The organism is Pseudomonas sp. HN2 (assembly GCF_020736465.1).
Lineage (GTDB): Bacteria > Pseudomonadota > Gammaproteobacteria > Pseudomonadales > Pseudomonadaceae > Aquipseudomonas > Aquipseudomonas moraviensis_A.
This window is the reverse complement of the sequence record NZ_CP085885.1, coordinates 786,909-802,500: the sequence shown is the minus strand read 5'-3', so window position 1 is coordinate 802,500 and position 15,592 is coordinate 786,909. Positions and strand designations below refer to the sequence as shown.

The window sequence follows — 15,592 nt, the reverse complement described above, 5'->3', positions numbered from 1 at the left end:
TGTCATATCAGTCAAAAAAGCCTTGAAAACGCGAAGGCCGACCTGCGAGGTCGGCCTTCTGCACTTCCAGCTACTTATAAGCTAGGGAATGCAAACTGCGACGCCTCATGGCTCGCACGCTGTGGCCAGCGCTGGGTGATCGCCTTGCGACGGGTATAGAAGCGTACGCCATCCGGACCATACGCATGCAGGTCGCCAAACAGCGAACGCTTCCAGCCGCCGAAACTGTGATACGCCACCGGCACCGGCAGCGGTACGTTGACGCCGACCATACCGACTTCGATCTCGTCGCAGAATAGCCGCGCCGCTTCGCCGTCGCGGGTGAAGATGCAGGTGCCGTTGCCGTATTCGTGATCGTTGATCAGTTGCATCGCCTCTTCCAGGCTGTTGACGCGAACGACGCACAGTACCGGTCCGAAGATTTCTTCTTTATAGATGCGCATCTCAGGGGTGACGTTATCGAACAGGCAGCCGCCGAGGAAGAAGCCTTCTTCATGACCGGCTACGCTCAGACCACGACCATCGACCACCAGGGTCGCGCCCGCCGCCACACCGTCGTCCACGTACCCGCTGACCTTGTCACGCGCCTGACCGGTAACCAACGGCCCCATGTCCAGGCCGCACGACGTACCGGCACCGATTTTCAGCGCCTTGATCTGTGGGACCAGTTTCGCCACCAGCGCGTCCGCGACCTGGTCGCCAACACACACGGCTACCGAAATCGCCATGCAGCGTTCGCCGCAGGAGCCGTAAGCCGCGCCCATCAGTGCGCTCACCGCGTTGTCCAGATCGGCGTCCGGCATCAGCACCGCATGGTTCTTCGCACCGCCCAGTGCCTGCACGCGCTTGCCGCGCTTGGTGCCTTCGGCGTAGATGTATTCGGCAATCGGTGTCGAACCGACGAAACTCAGCGCTTTGACTTCCGGCGCTTCGATCAGCGCGTCCACCGCAGTCTTGTCGCCATGGACCACGCTCATCACGCCTTTCGGCAACCCGGCTTCCAGCAGCAACTGAGCAATCAGCAGCGTCGAGCTTGGATCGCGCTCGGATGGCTTGAGGATGAAGCAGTTGCCGCAGACGATCGCCAGCGGATACATCCACAGCGGCACCATGGCCGGGAAGTTGAACGGAGTGATGCCGGCAACAATCCCCAACGGCTGGAAGTCCGACCAGGCGTCGATGTTCGGGCCGACGTTGCGGCTGTACTCGCCCTTGAGGATTTCCGGGGCGGCGCAGGCGAACTCGACGTTCTCGATACCGCGCTTCAATTCACCGGCCGCATCTTCCAGGGTCTTGCCATGCTCTTCGCTGATCAGTTGCGAGATGCGTGCTTCGTTCTGCTCCAGCAGTTGCTTGAAACGGAACATCACTTGCGCGCGCTTGGCCGGTGGCGTGTTGCGCCAGGCGGGGAACGCGGCTTTGGCGGCATCGATGGCTTTCTGAATGGTGGCCTGGCTCGCCAATGGCAGTTTGTGGATCGCCTGGCCGGTCGACGGGTTGAAGACATCCACCGCGCGACCGGTTTCGGTCACCAGTTCGCCATTGATCAAATGCGGGATAACGCTCATCGAACACTCCTGAATTCTGGTCCACGGGCACCCGTAAAGGAGCGCCCGGTTGTGTAGGTATATATAGAAGGAAAATCAGTCGAGCTTGTTCAGCACTTCGCCGACCGCGTCGAACAGACGATCGAGGTCTTGCGGCTTGCTGTTGAAGGTTGGGCCGAACTGCAGGGTGTCGCCGCCGAAGCGTACGTAGAACCCGGCTTTCCACAAGGCCATGCCCGCTTCGAAAGGACGCACGATCGCGTCGCCGTCGCGCCCGGCAATCTGGATCGCGCCGGCCAGACCGTAGTTACGGATGTCGATGACGTTCTTCGAGCCTTTCAGGCCATGCAGCGCGTTTTCAAAATGCGGCGCGACTTCGGCGACGCTCTGGACGAGGTTTTCCTTTTGCAGCAGGTCGAGTGCCGCCAGGCCAGCGGCACACGCCACCGGGTGCGCCGAGTAGGTATAGCCGTGAGGGAATTCCACCGCGTATTCCGGCGTCGGCTGGTTCATGAAGGTCTGGTAGATCTCGGAGCTGGCGATCACCGCACCCATTGGAATCGCGCCGTTGGTGACTTGCTTGGCGATGCACATCAGGTCCGGGGTCACGCCGAAGCTGTCGGCGCCGAACATCGAGCCGGTACGGCCGAAACCGGTGATCACTTCATCGAACACCAGCAGGATGTTGTGCTGATCGCAGATCTCGCGCAGACGCTTGAGGTAACCCTGCGGCGGAACCAGTACCCCGGCAGACCCGGCCATCGGCTCAACGAACACCGCAGCGATGTTGGAAGCGTCGTGCAGTTCGATCAACTTCAGCAGTTCATCGGCGAGGGCGATACCGCCCTGCTCCGGCATGCCACGGGAAAAGGCATTGCTCGCCAGCAGTGTGTGCGGCAGGTGGTCGACATCCATCATTGCCTGACCGAACAGTTTGCGGTTGCCGTTGACGCCGCCGAGGCTGGTGCCGGCGATGTTCACGCCGTGGTAGCCACGGGCACGGCCGATCATTTTGGTCTTGGTCGCCTGACCTTTCAGACGCCAGTAGGCACGGACCATTTTCACCGCAGTGTCAGCGCACTCGGAGCCCGAATCGGTGAAGAACACATGGTTCAAGTTGCCCGGGGTCAGCTCGGTGATCTTCTCAGCCAGCTGGAACGACAGCGGATGACCGTACTGGAAACCCGGTGAGTAATCGAGGGTGCCCAGTTGTTTCGAAACAGCTTCCTGAATTTCCTTGCGGGTGTGCCCGGCGCCGCAGGTCCACAGACCGGACAAGGAGTCGTAGATCTTGCGGCCCTTGTCGTCGAACAGCCAGCTGCCTTCAGCGCCGACGATCAGACGCGGGTCGCGCTGAAAGTTGCGGTTGGCGGTGTACGGCATCCAGTGCGCGTCCAGCTTCAGTTGGCTGGCCAGTGGCGACGGCGCGTTTTCAGGCATGTTCATCGGGCAAAACCTCGCAGGGCATAAGCGTCAGGGAGAGGGAAAGCGTTGTTGCAGCTAAATTGCCACGGCGATAAAGTCGGTGAAATTCAACTCTTCTAACCTTCAGTTAGATCTTTGCTAAACAAAGAGAACAATAAATGAGCAGCCGCCGCCCCGATCCGCTGGCCCAGGTCAGTGATTTCGATATTCGCCTGCTGCGGATTTTTCGCAGCGTCGTGGAATGTGGCGGCTTCTCAGCAGCGGAAACCGTGCTCGGCATAGGACGCTCGGCGATCAGCCAGCAGATGAGCGATCTGGAACAGCGCCTTGGCCTGCGCTTGTGCCAACGCGGGCGGGCCGGGTTTTCCCTGACCGAGGAAGGTCGCGAGGTGTATCAGTCGGCACTGCAGCTTTTGAGTGCGCTGGAAAGTTTCCGCACCGAGGTCAACGGCCTGCACCAACACCTGCGGGGTGAATTGATCATTGGCCTGACCGACAACCTCGTCACCCTGCCGCACATGCGCATCACCCACGCCCTCGCGCAACTGAAGGAGCGTGGGCCGGATGTGCAGATCCAGATTCGCATGATTGCGCCAAACGAAGTCGAACAAGGTGTGCTCGACGGACGCTTGCACGTCGGCGTGGTGCCGCAGGCCAGTGCGCTGTCGGGACTGGAATATCAGCCGTTGTACAGCGAGCGTTCGCTGCTGTATTGCGCGGTGGGGCATCCGCTGTTTTATGTCGACGATAAACAGCTCGATGATCAACGTCTCGACAGCCAGGACGCGATTGCGCCGACCTTCCGGTTGCCAGCAGAAATTCAGGCGCATTATCAGGCGCTCAATTGCACCGCCAGTGCGTCGGATCGAGAGGGCATGGCGTTTCTGATTCTGACCGGGCGCTATATCGGTTATCTGCCGGATCACTACGCCAGCCTTTGGGTGCAGCAAGGGCGGTTGCGCGCGCTCAAGGCCGGCACGCGGTTTTATGATTTGAGTCTGGCATCGGTCACGCGCAAGGGGCGGCGCCCTCATTTGGTGCTGGAAAGCTTTTTGGAGAGTCTGGCGGCTACGCGTTGATAGGGGCGGCAACATTGGTGAAGTACAGCAAGATCAAGGGATCGCAGCCTTCGGCAGCTCCTACAGAGAGAATAAGTTGAGCAAGTGGACAGCTTTTTGCAGAGCAGGATCAAATCCGATCCTTGAAGAAGCCCACCGCCATGCAGCCAGATTCCGATTCGTCCAGTGAACTGATCTACGGCCTCAACGACCGTCCCAAACCACTCGCCGCGATCCTCGCCGCGTTGCAGCACGTGCTGGCCAGTTTCGTCGGCATCATCACCCCGCCGCTGGTCATCGGCTCGGCGCTCGGGCTGACGCCGCATCTGCCGTATCTGATCAGCATGGCGCTGATGGTTTCGGGTGTCGGCACCTTTATCCAGGCGCGGCGGCCATTCGGCATTGGCGCGGGGATGATCTGCCTGCAAGGCACCAGTTTCGCTTTTCTCGGCGCGGTGCTGTCCGCCGGGTTTCTGGTCAAGCAACGCGGCGGCAGCCCGGAAGATATTCTGGCGATGATTTTCGGCGTGTGCTTTTTCGGCGCGATCGTACAAATCGTGCTCAGCCGTTTCATCGGCCAGTTGCGCCGAGTGGTGACCCCCCTGGTGACCGGTATTGTGATCACGCTGATCGGCATCAGCCTGATCAAGGTCGGCATCAGCGATCTGGGTGGCGGCTTCAATGCGCCGGACTTCGGCGCGCCGGGCAATCTCGCCCTGGGCGTATTTGTGCTGCTGACGATCATTCTGCTCAACCGCTCGAATACGCCGTGGGTAAGGCTGTCGGCGATCATCATCGGACTGGTGCTCGGCAGTCTCGCGGCGTGGCTCAGCGGGAAATTGCTGCCGCAGCCATTGCCTGACTTGCCGCTGGTGAGTTTTCCTACGCCGTTCAAGTTCGGATTCAACTTCGACTGGACAGCTTTCCTGCCGGTCGCGCTGATTTATCTGATCAGCACCCTCGAAACTGTCGGTGACCTCACCGCCAATTGCATGCTCGCCCGCCAGCCCATCAGCGGCCCTTCTTATATAAGTCGCCTGCGTGGCGGCGTGCTCGGTGACGGTGTGAGCTGCATGATCGCTGCGACCTTCAGCGCGTTCCCCAACACGACCTTCGCCCAGAACAACGGTGTGATTCAGCTGACCGGCGTCGCCAGCCGCTACGTCGGCCTGTACATCGGCGCGATCCTGTTCTGCCTCGGCCTGTTCCCGATGATCGGCGCGGTGCTGCAACAGATACCGAAACCGGTGCTGGGCGGTGCGACGCTGGTGATGTTCGGCGCGGTGGCGGCGGCGGGCGTGCGCATTCTCGCGCAGTCGCCGCTGGATCGGCGCAGCATGCTGATCATCGCCACTTCGTTCGGCGTTGGCCTCGGCATCGCTGCGCAACCGAACCTGCTGCACCTGCTGCCGAAACTGGTGCAGAACCTGTTCGACTCGGCGATCACCAGCGGCGGGCTGACGGCAATCTTCCTGTGTCTGCTGTTGCCGGAAGGCAAAACTGCGGCGGCCAAAAGCCCCGCGCCATTGAACAAGATCGAACAGGCGTAACCATTTTTCCGCGCAAGGACTTGTCGGATGCCTGTGGGTGCGCTATCAACGCAACTGGTTGCACCCACAGACAATCCCGGAAGTGCCTATGACCTTTGAAGTCCCAGCCCACGGCGGCAAACCCGCCAGCCGCATTCGTCAGAAGAACGAAGAGACCATTCTCAAAGCCGCCGAAGACGAGTTCGCCCGTCACGGGTTCAAAGGCACCAGCATGAACACCATCGCGCAGAATGCCGGGTTGCCCAAGGCCAACCTGCATTACTACTTCACCAACAAACTCGGTTTGTATGTGGCGGTGCTGAGCAACATCATCGAGTTGTGGGACAGCACCTTCAACACCCTCACCGCCGAGGATAATCCGGCCGAAGCGCTGACCCGCTACATCCGCGCGAAGATGGAGTTCTCCCGGCGCCAGCCCCAGGCCTCGCGAATATTCGCCATGGAAGTGATCAGTGGCGGCGAATGCCTGAGTGAATATTTCAATCAGGATTACCGCGCCTGGTTCACCGGGCGCGCGGCGGTGTTTCAGGCGTGGATCGATGCAGGCAAAATGGACCCGGTCGATCCGGTGCACCTGATCTTCCTGCTGTGGGGCAGCACTCAGCACTATGCCGACTTCGCCACGCAGATCTGCCGGGTCACCGGGCGCAGCAAGTTGACCAAGCAGGACATGGAAGACGCCGGCAACAACCTGATCCGCATCATTCTCAAAGGCTGCGGCCTCACTCCTTCTCTATAAGACGTTTATGCCTTTCACCCTCAGCGGTCTTTGCGAGTACCGCGAAGAGATTCGCAAAAGCCGCTTCATCACCCTGGCGACGCCGATCGGCAGCCCCGCCGACGCGCAGGCATTTTTCGAGCAGCACAGCGATTTGAACGCCACGCACAATTGCTGGGCGTGGAAACTCGGGGCGCAGTATCGCAGCAGTGACGACGGCGAACCGGGCGGCACCGCCGGGCGCCCTATTCTGGCAGCGATCGAAGCCCAGGACTGCGATCAGGTCGCAGTCCTGGTGATCCGCTGGTACGGCGGCATCCAATTGGGCACTGGCGGCCTGGCCCGAGCCTATGGCGGCGGCGCCAACAAGTGCCTGCAAGCGGCGGAAAAAGTCGAATTGATCAGCCGCGTGCCCCTGTGCTGCGCCTGCGGATTTGCCGAACTGGCACTGGTGAAGTTGCGCGTGGCGGATCTGGGTGGGTTGGTGGTGGAGGAAAACTTTACCGCCAATGGCGTTGAGCTGAAGTTGGCGGTGGGTGAGGCGCAGATTGAATTGCTGCAGAGCCAGTTGGCTGATCTGAGTCGTGGGCGGATTCTGTTGCTGCGCTAGATCCAGGATCAAAAGATCGCAGCCTTCGGCAGCTCCTACAGGGGTATCGCATTCCAACTGTAGGAGCTGCCGAAGGCTGCGATCTTTTAGGGCATCCCCCAATTAGCAAGTTGCCCACACCTGCTGTGCACCCGACTGTGGATAACCTGAGTACATACCGCTGTAACCCTTCTGTCATGCGGCTTTGCGCGATTTGTTCACTTTTCGTTCAATTGATCCGACGAAACGGAAATACAGCGTAAAAACAAACAGTTACTGTCGTTTATCACCATTAGAAGAAAGCAGTGCAGTGCTTATGCCCGGCCTCAACGCTTGCGCACAATTACTGTGGAGCAACCTGTGGATAAGCCGTTCATGACCGCCGCAGGCGCTGGATTTGCCTAGCCCCGGGGCAATTGCTCGTTTTTTAACCAACCTGACGCGAGCAAAACTGGAGCCTGATCAACGGCTTTGCGCTGAATTGGTGCCTCGGAGCATGGCAAAAAGAGCGCCGATGCGCTGTCATCGGTGCCTGCGGGCGGATGCGCAAAGCGTTCCTGACTCAATGGCCAGGAAATTGCTTTATCCACAGGCACAACTCCAAGTCAGTCGAGCCTGCCATGTCCATCGCCCCTTCCCCACCGCGCCTGCAGCTGCGCCAGATCAGCAAACGCTATCCCGGTTGCCTGGCCAACGATGCCATCGACCTGAGCATCGCGCCGGGTGAAATCCATGCCCTGCTCGGGGAAAACGGCGCGGGCAAAAGTACGTTGATGAAGATCATTTACGGTGTCACCCAGTGTGATAGCGGTGAAATGCTCTGGCAGGGGCAGCGCGTGCAGATCCGCAATCCGGCGCAGGCGCGGCAGTTAGGCATCGGCATGGTGTTCCAGCATTTCTCGCTGTTCGAAACCCTCAGCGTCGCTCAGAACATTGCCTTGGCGATGGGCGCGGCGGCGGGCACGCCCAGGCAACTGGAACCGAAGATTCGCGAAGTATCACGGCGTTATGGCATGGCGCTGGAACCGGAGCGACTTGTCCACAGCCTGTCGATTGGCGAGCGGCAGCGGGTAGAAATCATTCGTTGCCTGATGCAGGACATCCGCCTGTTGATTCTCGATGAGCCGACCTCGGTGCTGACGCCGCAAGAGGCTGACGAATTGTTCATCACCCTGCGTCGCCTGGCCGCCGAGGGCTGCAGCATTCTGTTTATCAGCCACAAGCTCGGTGAAGTGCGCGCCTTGTGCCACAACGCCACGGTGCTGCGCGGCGGTCGGGTTGCCGGGCATTGCCTGCCGGCCGAATGTTCGGATCAGCAACTGGCGCAACTGATGGTCGGCGAAGCGGCGGCGTTGATTGGCGAGTATCCGAAGGTCAGCGGTGGCGCGACTTTTCTACAGGTTGACGGGTTGAGTTGGCACAATCCGGATCCGTTTGGCTGCTCGCTGCACGACATCGACTTGCAAGTACGCAGCGGCGAAATCGTCGGCATCGCCGGGGTCGCGGGCAATGGACAGGACGAGTTGCTCGCCCTGCTCAGCGGCGAACAGCCCATGCCTCGTGCGCAAGCGGCGACCCTTCGCTTCGCTGAGCGCAACGTCGCTGATCTGCGCCCGGATGCGCGGCGCAAACTGGGCCTGGCCTTCGTCCCCGCCGACCGACTCGGCCACGGCGCGGTGCCGGAGTTGAGTCTGGCCGATAACGCCCTGCTCAGTGCTTTCCAGCAAGGCCTGGTCAGCCACGGGCTGATTCAACGCGGCAAAGTCGAAGCCCTCGCGCAACAGATCATCCAGCGTTTCGGCGTTAAAACTCCAGGCACGCAAACCACCGCGCGCAGCCTCTCCGGCGGCAACCTGCAGAAATTCATCCTTGGTCGGGAGATCCTTCAGCAGCCGAAATTACTGATCGCCGCGCACCCGACCTGGGGCGTCGACGTCGGCGCCGCCGCGACCATCCATCGCGCCTTGATCGCCCTGCGCGATGCCGGCGCGGCGATCCTGGTGATTTCCGAAGACCTCGATGAACTGTTCCAGATCAGCGATCGCCTCGGCGCGCTGTGCAGCGGGCGTCTGTCGGCGCTGCAAGACACCTGCGCGACACAACTGAGCGATGTCGGCGCGTGGATGGCTGGCCAGTTCGATCACTCACCTTGCGCCGCCTCGGTTTAACGGAGTTTCAACCATGCTGCTTTCTCTCGAACCCCGTGGTCAGCAATCACGCCTGATGCTGTGGTGCTCGCCGTTACTGGCGGCGGTGCTGACTCTCGGCTGCGGCTCGCTGTTGTTCATCGCGCTGGGCCACGATCCACTGCAAACCTTGCACACGTTGTTGATCGCGCCGGTCAGCGATCTGTATGGCGTGTCCGAATTACTGGTCAAGGCGCTGCCGATTCTGCTTTGCGCACTGGGACTGGCCGTGGCCTATCAGGCGCGAATCTGGAACATCGGCGCCGAAGGCCAGTTGCTCCTCGGCGCGCTGGCCGGCAGTGCGGTGGCGGTGAACATTATCGATGTGCAAAGTCGTTGGGCGCTGGCACTGATTCTGCTGACCGGCATCTTTGCCGGTGCCGCATGGGCCGGGCTTACCGCGTGGCTGCGCACACGCTTCAACGCCAACGAAATCCTCACCAGCATCATGCTCAACTACATCGCATTGAACCTGCTGCTGTTCTGCGTACATGGTCCGCTCAAGGATCCGGCGGGCTTCAATTTCCCCGAGTCGGCGATGTTCGGCGACGCCAGTCGTTTGCCGCTGCTGCTGGAGGACGGGCGGGTTCATGCCGGGGTGTATTTCGCCCTGCTCGCGCTGGTCGCGGTGTGGGTGTTGCTGCAGAAAAGCTTTATCGGTTTCCAGATCAAAGTGCTGGGTCTGGACAAGCGTGCGGCAGGCTTCGTCGGCTTTCGCGAGAAGCGTTTGATCTGGCTGGCGTTGTTGATCAGCGGTGGTCTGGCCGGGCTTGCGGGTGTCTGCGAAGTGACCGGGCCGATCGGCCAACTGGTGCCGCAGGTGTCGCCGGGTTATGGCTACGCGGCGATCACCGTGGCGTTTCTCGGACGGTTGAATCCGCTCGGCATTCTGTTCTCGAGCCTGCTGATGGCGCTGCTGTACATCGGCGGCGAGAGCGCGCAGATGTCGCTCAATCTGCCGCAGGCAATCACCCAGTTGTTCCAGGGCATGATGCTGTTTTTCCTGCTCGCCTGTGACGTGCTGATTCTCTATCGGCCACGCCTGAAACTGCGCTGGACCCGGCGCGCCTCGCCCCCTGCCGTAACCGCCGGAGCGCTGTGATGGACATCGATCTGTTGAGCAATATTTTCTACGCCATGGTCCGCTGCGGCACGCCGCTGCTGCTGGTGGCACTGGGTGAATTGATCTGCGAGAAGAGCGGCGTCCTCAATCTGGGTCAGGAAGGCATGATGCTGTTTGGCGCGGTGATCGGATTCATCGTCGCGCTGAACAGCGGCAACCTGTGGCTCGGCGTGCTGTTGGCGATGTTGGCCGGGATGTTGTTGTCGTCACTGTTTGCTCTGGTCGCGCTGGTGTTCAACGCCAATCAGGTGGCGACCGGGTTGGCGTTGACGATTTTCGGTGTCGGACTTTCGACCTTTGTCGGCGCGGCCTGGGTCGGTAAACCGCTGGCGGGTTTCGAGCCTTTGGCGATTCCGTACCTGAGTGAGATTCCGCTGATCGGGCGGATGCTGTTTGCCCAGGATCTGCTGGTGTATCTGTCGTTCGCGCTGTTTGCGCTGGTGGCGTGGGTGATCATCAAAAGTCGTGTCGGGCTGATCATTCAAGCGGTCGGTGAAAACCCCGATGCAGCGAGTGCGATGGGCTTGCCGGTGCTGACCGTGCGCACGTTGGCGGTGTTGTTTGGCGGAGCCATGGCCGGGCTGGCCGGGGCGTATCTGTCGCTGGCCTACACCCCGATGTGGGCAGAAAACATGACCGCCGGACGCGGCTGGATCGCCCTGGCGCTGGTGGTATTTGCCAGTTGGCGGGTCTGGCGTTTGTTGCTCGGGGCGTATCTGTTCGGCCTCGCCAGCATCCTGCACCTGGTGGCGCAGGGGTTGGGACTGGCGATTCCTTCGAGCCTGCTGGCGATGCTGCCGTATGTGGCGACGATCGTGGTGCTGGTGCTGCTGTCCCGCGATGCCGTGCGGACGCGGTTGTATGCGCCGGTTTCGTTGGGGCAGCCTTGGCAGGCCGGGCATTAGGCATACACAGGAACTGTGGCGAGGGAGCTTGCTCCCGCTGGGGCGCGAAGCGGCCATCAACAGTGAGCCTGGACGATCTCGCACTCAGGCTTTACGACTGCTGCGCAGCCGAGCGGGAGCAAGCTCCCTCGCCACATATGGGGAGTGCCTGAACCACACCCCACGCCAGTTCAAAGACAAGAAAAACCACAAGAATCGAACTGGCCCCATGCAACAGGGCATACCCCTGCCACGCCGCAAACAGAAACCGCGCCACCGCGTCATAGCGTCCATACAGCGCCTGCGGATCACGAATCCGTAGCACCGCCCAAACGCACACCACCGAGCCCAACAGATTCGCCATCAACATATGCAGCGGTTCGAATGCGGGCAGTTCGCCCGGCCAGTTCAGTGCCGTCAGCAATTGATGCACCAGCGCAAAACTCCACGGCGTGACAAACGCTGCCGTGACGATCAGGTCATACCAGGCGCTGCCGCGCACCACGTTGCGATATTGCGTTGCCGTCCACATCGTTCCAGCTCCAAAAATTTGGGGAGCACGCACGGTAAAGCCTGGGGTATGCTCCAGGGTCAATACCTCCTTTGAGATCCAGCATGCGCATCGGTGAATTAGCCCGGGCCAGTGACGTCAGTCGTGACACCTTGCGCTTCTACGAGCAGCGCGGGCTGATCGCGGCACAACGCAGCGCCAACGGCTATCGCGACTATCCGCCGGAGATGCTGCAACTGGTGCTCTATATCAAAACCGCGCAACGCCTCGGCTTTACCTTGGGCGAGATCGGCAACAGTGTCGCCGCCCTGTGGCACGCGCCCGACCCGGGAAATGCCGTGGCGCGATTGCTGCGCGACAAACTGCAATTGATTGAAACCCGCATGAGCGAACTCGACACCCTGCGCCAGGAGCTGAAACTCCGGCTCGGTCAGGCGTGTCCATTGAATCCTGAACGCTGACTTTCAAGGAAACCCCATCATGTCTCAGGCAAAAAACGCACTGATCATCGGCGCCTCTCGGGGCTTGGGCCTCGGGCTGGTGAAGACGTTGCTGGGCGACGGCTGGCAAGTGACCGCCACCGTGCGCAATCCGCAGAAGGCCGAGGCGCTGCAAGCGCTGGGTGATGTGCGCATCGAGAAGCTCGACATGGACGATCAGCAAGCGGTGATCGCCCTGAGCCAGAAGCTCAAGGGCGAAACCTTCGATCTGTTGTTCGTCAACGCCGGGGTCAAAGGCCCGGACGTGCAGACCCCGGGCGGCGCGACCCTGGCCGAGGTCGGCCAGCTGTTTTTCACCAACGCAGTGGCGCCGATCAATCTGGCCCAGCGCTTCGTCGGGCAGATTCGCGACGGCAGCGGCGTGCTGGCGTTCATGAGTTCGGTGCTGGGCAGCGTGACCATGCCCGACGCGCCGGAACTGGCGCTGTACAAGGCGAGCAAGGCAGCTCTCAATTCGATGACCAACAGTTTCGTCACGCAACTGGGCGAGCAGAAACTCACCGTGCTGTCGCTGCACCCGGGCTGGGTGAAGACCGACATGGGCGGCGAAGGCGCCGATCTCGATGTCGAGACCAGCACACGCGGGCTGATCGATCAGGTCAATGCGTTTACCGGCAAGGGCGGGCATCACTTCGTCAATTACAAGGGTGAAACCATTCTCTGGTAAACATACAAATCCCTGTAGGAGCTGCCGAAGGCTGCGATCTTTTGATTTTGTTTTTAAGATCAAAAGATCGCAGCCTTCGGCAGCTCCTACAGGGGTTGTGTATTTTGGCGTGGTGTCCGGTCGGGTTGGGCTTGCCCGGCGCTGCGATTTGTTTGAAACTGCGCGCCTCGTCCTTCGCGGCGACCCTGGATCAGCAGACAGGGCAACACTGAGCTGGCAACCCTGAACCCAACTTTCAGAGGAGCCGGCCACAATGCCTGCGACCCGTACCTGGTTAAAAAATCCCCTCGCCATTTTCACCTCCAACGAACTCGACGCCCGAGGCGGCCTTGTCGTGCAAGACGGTGTCATCGTCGAAGTGCTCGCTGCCGGTCAGCAGCCGTCGGCGCCGTGCAATGAAGTGTTCGATGCCCGCGAGCATGTGATCCTGCCGGGCCTGATCAACACTCACCATCATTTCTATCAAACCCTGACCCGCGCCTGGGCGCCGGTGGTCAATCAGCCGTTGTTTCCGTGGCTGAAAACCCTGTACCCGGTATGGGCGCGTCTGACGCCGGAAAAACTCGCCCTCGCAACCAAAGTGGCGCTGGCCGAATTGCTGCTTTCGGGCTGCACTACCGCCGCTGACCATCACTATCTGTTCCCGGACGGTCTGGAAAACGCAATCGACGTGCAGGTCGAAACGGTGCGCGAACTGGGCATGCGCGCCATGCTCACGCGCGGTTCGATGAGCCTCGGCGAGAAGGACGGCGGCCTGCCTCCGCAACAAACGGTGCAGGAAGGTCAGGTGATTCTCGACGACAGTCAGCGGCTGATTCACGAGTACCACGAGCGTGGCGACGGCGCGCAGATCCAGATCGCCCTGGCGCCGTGTTCGCCATTTTCGGTGACCCCGGAAATCATGTCGGCCAGCGCTGATCTGGCGAACAAGCTCGATGTGCGTCTGCACACCCACCTGGCAGAAACCCTCGATGAAGAAGACTTCTGCCTGCAGCGCTTCGGCCTGCGCACCGTTGATTATCTGGACAGCGTCGGCTGGCTCGGCCCGCGTACCTGGCTGGCCCACGGCATCCATTTCAACCCCGACGAAATCGCCCGCCTCGGCCAGGCCGGCACCGGTATCTGCCATTGCCCAAGCTCGAACATGCGCCTGGCTTCCGGCATTTGCCCGAGCATCGAGCTGACCGACGCCGGCGCGCTGTTTGGTCTCGGTGTGGACGGTTCGGCTTCCAACGATGCCTCGAACATGATCCTCGAAGCGCGTCAGGCTCTGTACATCCAGCGCCTGCGTTACGGCGCCGAAAAAATCACCCCGGAGCGCGTGCTGGGCTGGGCGACCAAGGGTTCGGCGAGCCTGCTCGGCCGTAGCGACATCGGCGAAATCGCCGTGGGCAAACAGGCGGATCTGGCGTTGTTCAAGCTCGATGAACTGCGCTTCTCCGGTAGCCATGATCCGATTTCAGCGTTGCTGCTGTGCGGTGCCGATCGGGCCGATCGAGTGATGATCGGGGGCAAGTGGCGTGTGGTCGATGGCCAGGTTGAAGGGCTGGACCTTAAAGGTCTGATTGCCGATCACAGCCAGGCGGCTCGCCAGTTGATCGCCGGGACCTGACTCACCGTCGTTCGAAACTGTGGGAGCGAGCCTGCTCGCGAAGAGGGAGTGTCAGACAACATGTTTGTTGGATGACACACCGCTTTCGCGAGCAGGCTCGCTCCCACATGGTTATCTGCCAGCCCTAAAGGCCTAGTAGCGACAACATGATGAATGTGGCAAACAGCACAAAGTGCGTCATGCCCTCGATGGCATTGGTCTCGCCGTCATTGAGGTTGATCGCGCTGACGATCAGGGTAATGAAGATCATCACTGTCTGCACCGGGGTCATCGCCATTTGAAATGGCTGGCCGGTGTACAGCGCCATTGCTTCCATGACCGGCACGGTGAGGATTACTGTCGACAGTGACGCACCCATCGCGATATTGACCACCGACTGCATACGGTTCGCCAGTGCGGCACGCAATGCGGTCAGAATCTCCGGCGCTGCCGAAATCGCCGCCACCAGAATCGCCGTGATCACCGGCGGCGCGCCCGTGCCTTCCAGACCCAGATCAAGCGTCTTCGACATGACCTCGGCCAGCGCGCCGATGATCACCACTCCCGACACCAGAATGCCGATCGACAGCGCCAGGCTGACCGGTTTCGGCTCCTGCTCGACCGGCTCCTTGCGGCGGCGTTTGTCCGGGTAGCTGTAGCTGAAAAAGTAACTGTGCGGGCCGACCTGCATGCGCAGGAACAACGCATAGAGCACCACCATCGCGCCGATGGTGAACGCCGAATAAATCTTCCAGTTGGCCTGGGGAATGAACTCCGGCACCACCATCGACACGCCCATCGCAGTGAGGATCATCACACTGTAACTGCGCGCCGAATCGTCGTTGTAGGACTGCTCGCCGTGTTTGATCCCGCCCATCAATGCGGCAAGGCCGAGGATGCCGTTGATGTCGAGCATCACCGCCGAATAAATCGTGTCGCGCACCAGCGTCGCCGAGGCTTCGTTGCTCATCATGATCGCCAGGATCACCACTTCGACCAGCACCGCCGAGAGCGTGAGGATCATCGTGCCGTAAGGATCGCCAACCTTTTCCGCGAGCAGTTCGGCGTGATGAGCGACGCGCATCGAAGCGGCGACGATGAAGGCGATCAACAGCAGACCGCCGACCAGCGCGACGATCTGGCCGCTGTGCAGCAGCCAGTGTTCCAGTGGATAAGCGACGCAGGCGGCAAGGACTGCCAGCAGCAGGAAGCTTTCTTGTTTGAGGATCGAGAGCATGACGGG

The 15,592-nt window shown here is 60.8% G+C and carries 14 protein-coding genes; 10 read left to right on the top strand and 4 right to left on the bottom strand.

Annotation, left to right across the window (positions count from 1 at the left end):
- Positions 1-74: 74 nt before the first annotated feature.
- Together LIS66_RS03385 and LIS66_RS03380 are read right to left on the bottom strand one after the other, a co-directional pair.
- Positions 75-1,568, bottom strand: coding sequence for a CoA-acylating methylmalonate-semialdehyde dehydrogenase (locus LIS66_RS03385; protein WP_024011478.1), 1,494 nt, complete (start codon positions 1,566-1,568; stop codon positions 75-77).
- Between the two features lie 75 nt (positions 1,569-1,643).
- Positions 1,644-2,993: an aspartate aminotransferase family protein gene (locus LIS66_RS03380; RefSeq protein WP_042609779.1), complete on the bottom strand. Its 1,350-nt coding sequence runs from the start codon at positions 2,991-2,993 to the stop codon at positions 1,644-1,646.
- 137 nt (positions 2,994-3,130) lie between these two features.
- Here LIS66_RS03380 and LIS66_RS03375 point away from each other — a divergent pair, with 137 nt between their 5' ends.
- The 7 genes from LIS66_RS03375 (at position 3,131) to LIS66_RS03345 (ending at position 11,101) form a co-directional block, all read left to right on the top strand.
- Positions 3,131-4,051: a LysR family transcriptional regulator gene (locus LIS66_RS03375; protein WP_227973628.1), complete on the top strand. Its 921-nt coding sequence runs from the start codon at positions 3,131-3,133 to the stop codon at positions 4,049-4,051.
- A 140-nt stretch (positions 4,052-4,191) separates the two neighbouring features.
- Positions 4,192-5,580 carry a uracil-xanthine permease family protein gene (locus LIS66_RS03370; protein ID WP_227973627.1) on the top strand — a complete coding sequence of 463 codons (1,389 nt, stop codon included), beginning with the start codon at positions 4,192-4,194 and terminating at the stop codon, positions 5,578-5,580.
- 88 nt (positions 5,581-5,668) lie between these two features.
- Entirely contained in the window at positions 5,669-6,319 is a 651-nt protein-coding gene (locus LIS66_RS03365; RefSeq protein WP_227973626.1) for a TetR/AcrR family transcriptional regulator, read from the top strand.
- A 7-nt stretch (positions 6,320-6,326) separates the two neighbouring features.
- Positions 6,327-6,908, top strand: coding sequence for an IMPACT family protein (locus LIS66_RS03360; protein WP_227973625.1), 582 nt, complete (start codon positions 6,327-6,329; stop codon positions 6,906-6,908).
- 599 nt (positions 6,909-7,507) lie between these two features.
- Entirely contained in the window at positions 7,508-9,055 is a 1,548-nt protein-coding gene (locus tag LIS66_RS03355) for an ABC transporter ATP-binding protein (RefSeq protein ID WP_227973624.1), read from the top strand.
- A 13-nt stretch (positions 9,056-9,068) separates the two neighbouring features.
- A complete protein-coding gene (locus LIS66_RS03350) occupies positions 9,069-10,175 on the top strand; it encodes an ABC transporter permease (protein WP_227973623.1) in 1,107 nt (368 codons plus the stop codon).
- On the top strand, positions 10,175-11,101 hold the full coding sequence (locus LIS66_RS03345; protein ID WP_003221385.1) for an ABC transporter permease: 927 nt from the start codon (positions 10,175-10,177) through the stop codon (positions 11,099-11,101). The genes LIS66_RS03350 and LIS66_RS03345 overlap by 1 nt, the downstream gene beginning before the upstream one ends.
- A 91-nt stretch (positions 11,102-11,192) precedes the next feature.
- On the opposite strand, the gene LIS66_RS03340 is transcribed toward LIS66_RS03345, so the two are convergent.
- Positions 11,193-11,612: a hypothetical protein gene (locus tag LIS66_RS03340; RefSeq protein ID WP_123419968.1), complete on the bottom strand. Its 420-nt coding sequence runs from the start codon at positions 11,610-11,612 to the stop codon at positions 11,193-11,195.
- A gap of 83 nt (positions 11,613-11,695) precedes the next feature.
- Between LIS66_RS03340 and LIS66_RS03335 the strand changes: the two genes are divergently transcribed.
- The 3 genes from LIS66_RS03335 to LIS66_RS03325 all read left to right on the top strand — a co-directional run bounded on the left by LIS66_RS03335 (position 11,696) and on the right by LIS66_RS03325 (position 14,370).
- Positions 11,696-12,052 carry a MerR family transcriptional regulator gene (locus LIS66_RS03335; RefSeq protein WP_227973622.1) on the top strand — a complete coding sequence of 119 codons (357 nt, stop codon included), beginning with the start codon at positions 11,696-11,698 and terminating at the stop codon, positions 12,050-12,052.
- A 19-nt stretch (positions 12,053-12,071) separates the two neighbouring features.
- Positions 12,072-12,758: an SDR family oxidoreductase gene (locus LIS66_RS03330; protein ID WP_083354144.1), complete on the top strand. Its 687-nt coding sequence runs from the start codon at positions 12,072-12,074 to the stop codon at positions 12,756-12,758.
- A gap of 253 nt (positions 12,759-13,011) precedes the next feature.
- Positions 13,012-14,370 (top strand): 8-oxoguanine deaminase, encoded by a 1,359-nt coding sequence (locus LIS66_RS03325; protein WP_016771813.1) that lies wholly within the window; start codon positions 13,012-13,014, stop codon positions 14,368-14,370.
- Positions 14,371-14,494: 124 nt separating this feature from the next.
- On the opposite strand, the gene LIS66_RS03320 is transcribed toward LIS66_RS03325, so the two are convergent.
- Complete coding sequence (locus LIS66_RS03320) at positions 14,495-15,586, bottom strand: calcium:proton antiporter (RefSeq protein WP_042609771.1); 1,092 nt, start codon at positions 15,584-15,586, stop codon at positions 14,495-14,497.
- Between the last annotated feature and the right edge of the window lie 6 nt (positions 15,587-15,592).

Coding starts and splice junctions, on each gene's coding strand:
- LIS66_RS03370 (WP_227973627.1), top strand. CDS start 4,192: ATGCAGCCAGATTCCGATTCGTCCAGTGAACTGATCTACGGCCTCAAC.
- LIS66_RS03355 (WP_227973624.1), top strand. CDS start 7,508: ATGTCCATCGCCCCTTCCCCACCGCGCCTGCAGCTGCGCCAGATCAGC.
- LIS66_RS03320 (WP_042609771.1), bottom strand. CDS start 15,586: ATGCTCTCGATCCTCAAACAAGAAAGCTTCCTGCTGCTGGCAGTCCTT.
- LIS66_RS03380 (WP_042609779.1), bottom strand. CDS start 2,993: ATGAACATGCCTGAAAACGCGCCGTCGCCACTGGCCAGCCAACTGAAG.
- LIS66_RS03365 (WP_227973626.1), top strand. CDS start 5,669: ATGACCTTTGAAGTCCCAGCCCACGGCGGCAAACCCGCCAGCCGCATT.
- LIS66_RS03340 (WP_123419968.1), bottom strand. CDS start 11,612: ATGTGGACGGCAACGCAATATCGCAACGTGGTGCGCGGCAGCGCCTGG.
- LIS66_RS03345 (WP_003221385.1), top strand. CDS start 10,175: ATGGACATCGATCTGTTGAGCAATATTTTCTACGCCATGGTCCGCTGC.
- LIS66_RS03350 (WP_227973623.1), top strand. CDS start 9,069: ATGCTGCTTTCTCTCGAACCCCGTGGTCAGCAATCACGCCTGATGCTG.
- LIS66_RS03360 (WP_227973625.1), top strand. CDS start 6,327: ATGCCTTTCACCCTCAGCGGTCTTTGCGAGTACCGCGAAGAGATTCGC.
- LIS66_RS03375 (WP_227973628.1), top strand. CDS start 3,131: ATGAGCAGCCGCCGCCCCGATCCGCTGGCCCAGGTCAGTGATTTCGAT.
- LIS66_RS03330 (WP_083354144.1), top strand. CDS start 12,072: ATGTCTCAGGCAAAAAACGCACTGATCATCGGCGCCTCTCGGGGCTTG.
- LIS66_RS03385 (WP_024011478.1), bottom strand. CDS start 1,568: ATGAGCGTTATCCCGCATTTGATCAATGGCGAACTGGTGACCGAAACC.
- LIS66_RS03325 (WP_016771813.1), top strand. CDS start 13,012: ATGCCTGCGACCCGTACCTGGTTAAAAAATCCCCTCGCCATTTTCACC.
- LIS66_RS03335 (WP_227973622.1), top strand. CDS start 11,696: ATGCGCATCGGTGAATTAGCCCGGGCCAGTGACGTCAGTCGTGACACC.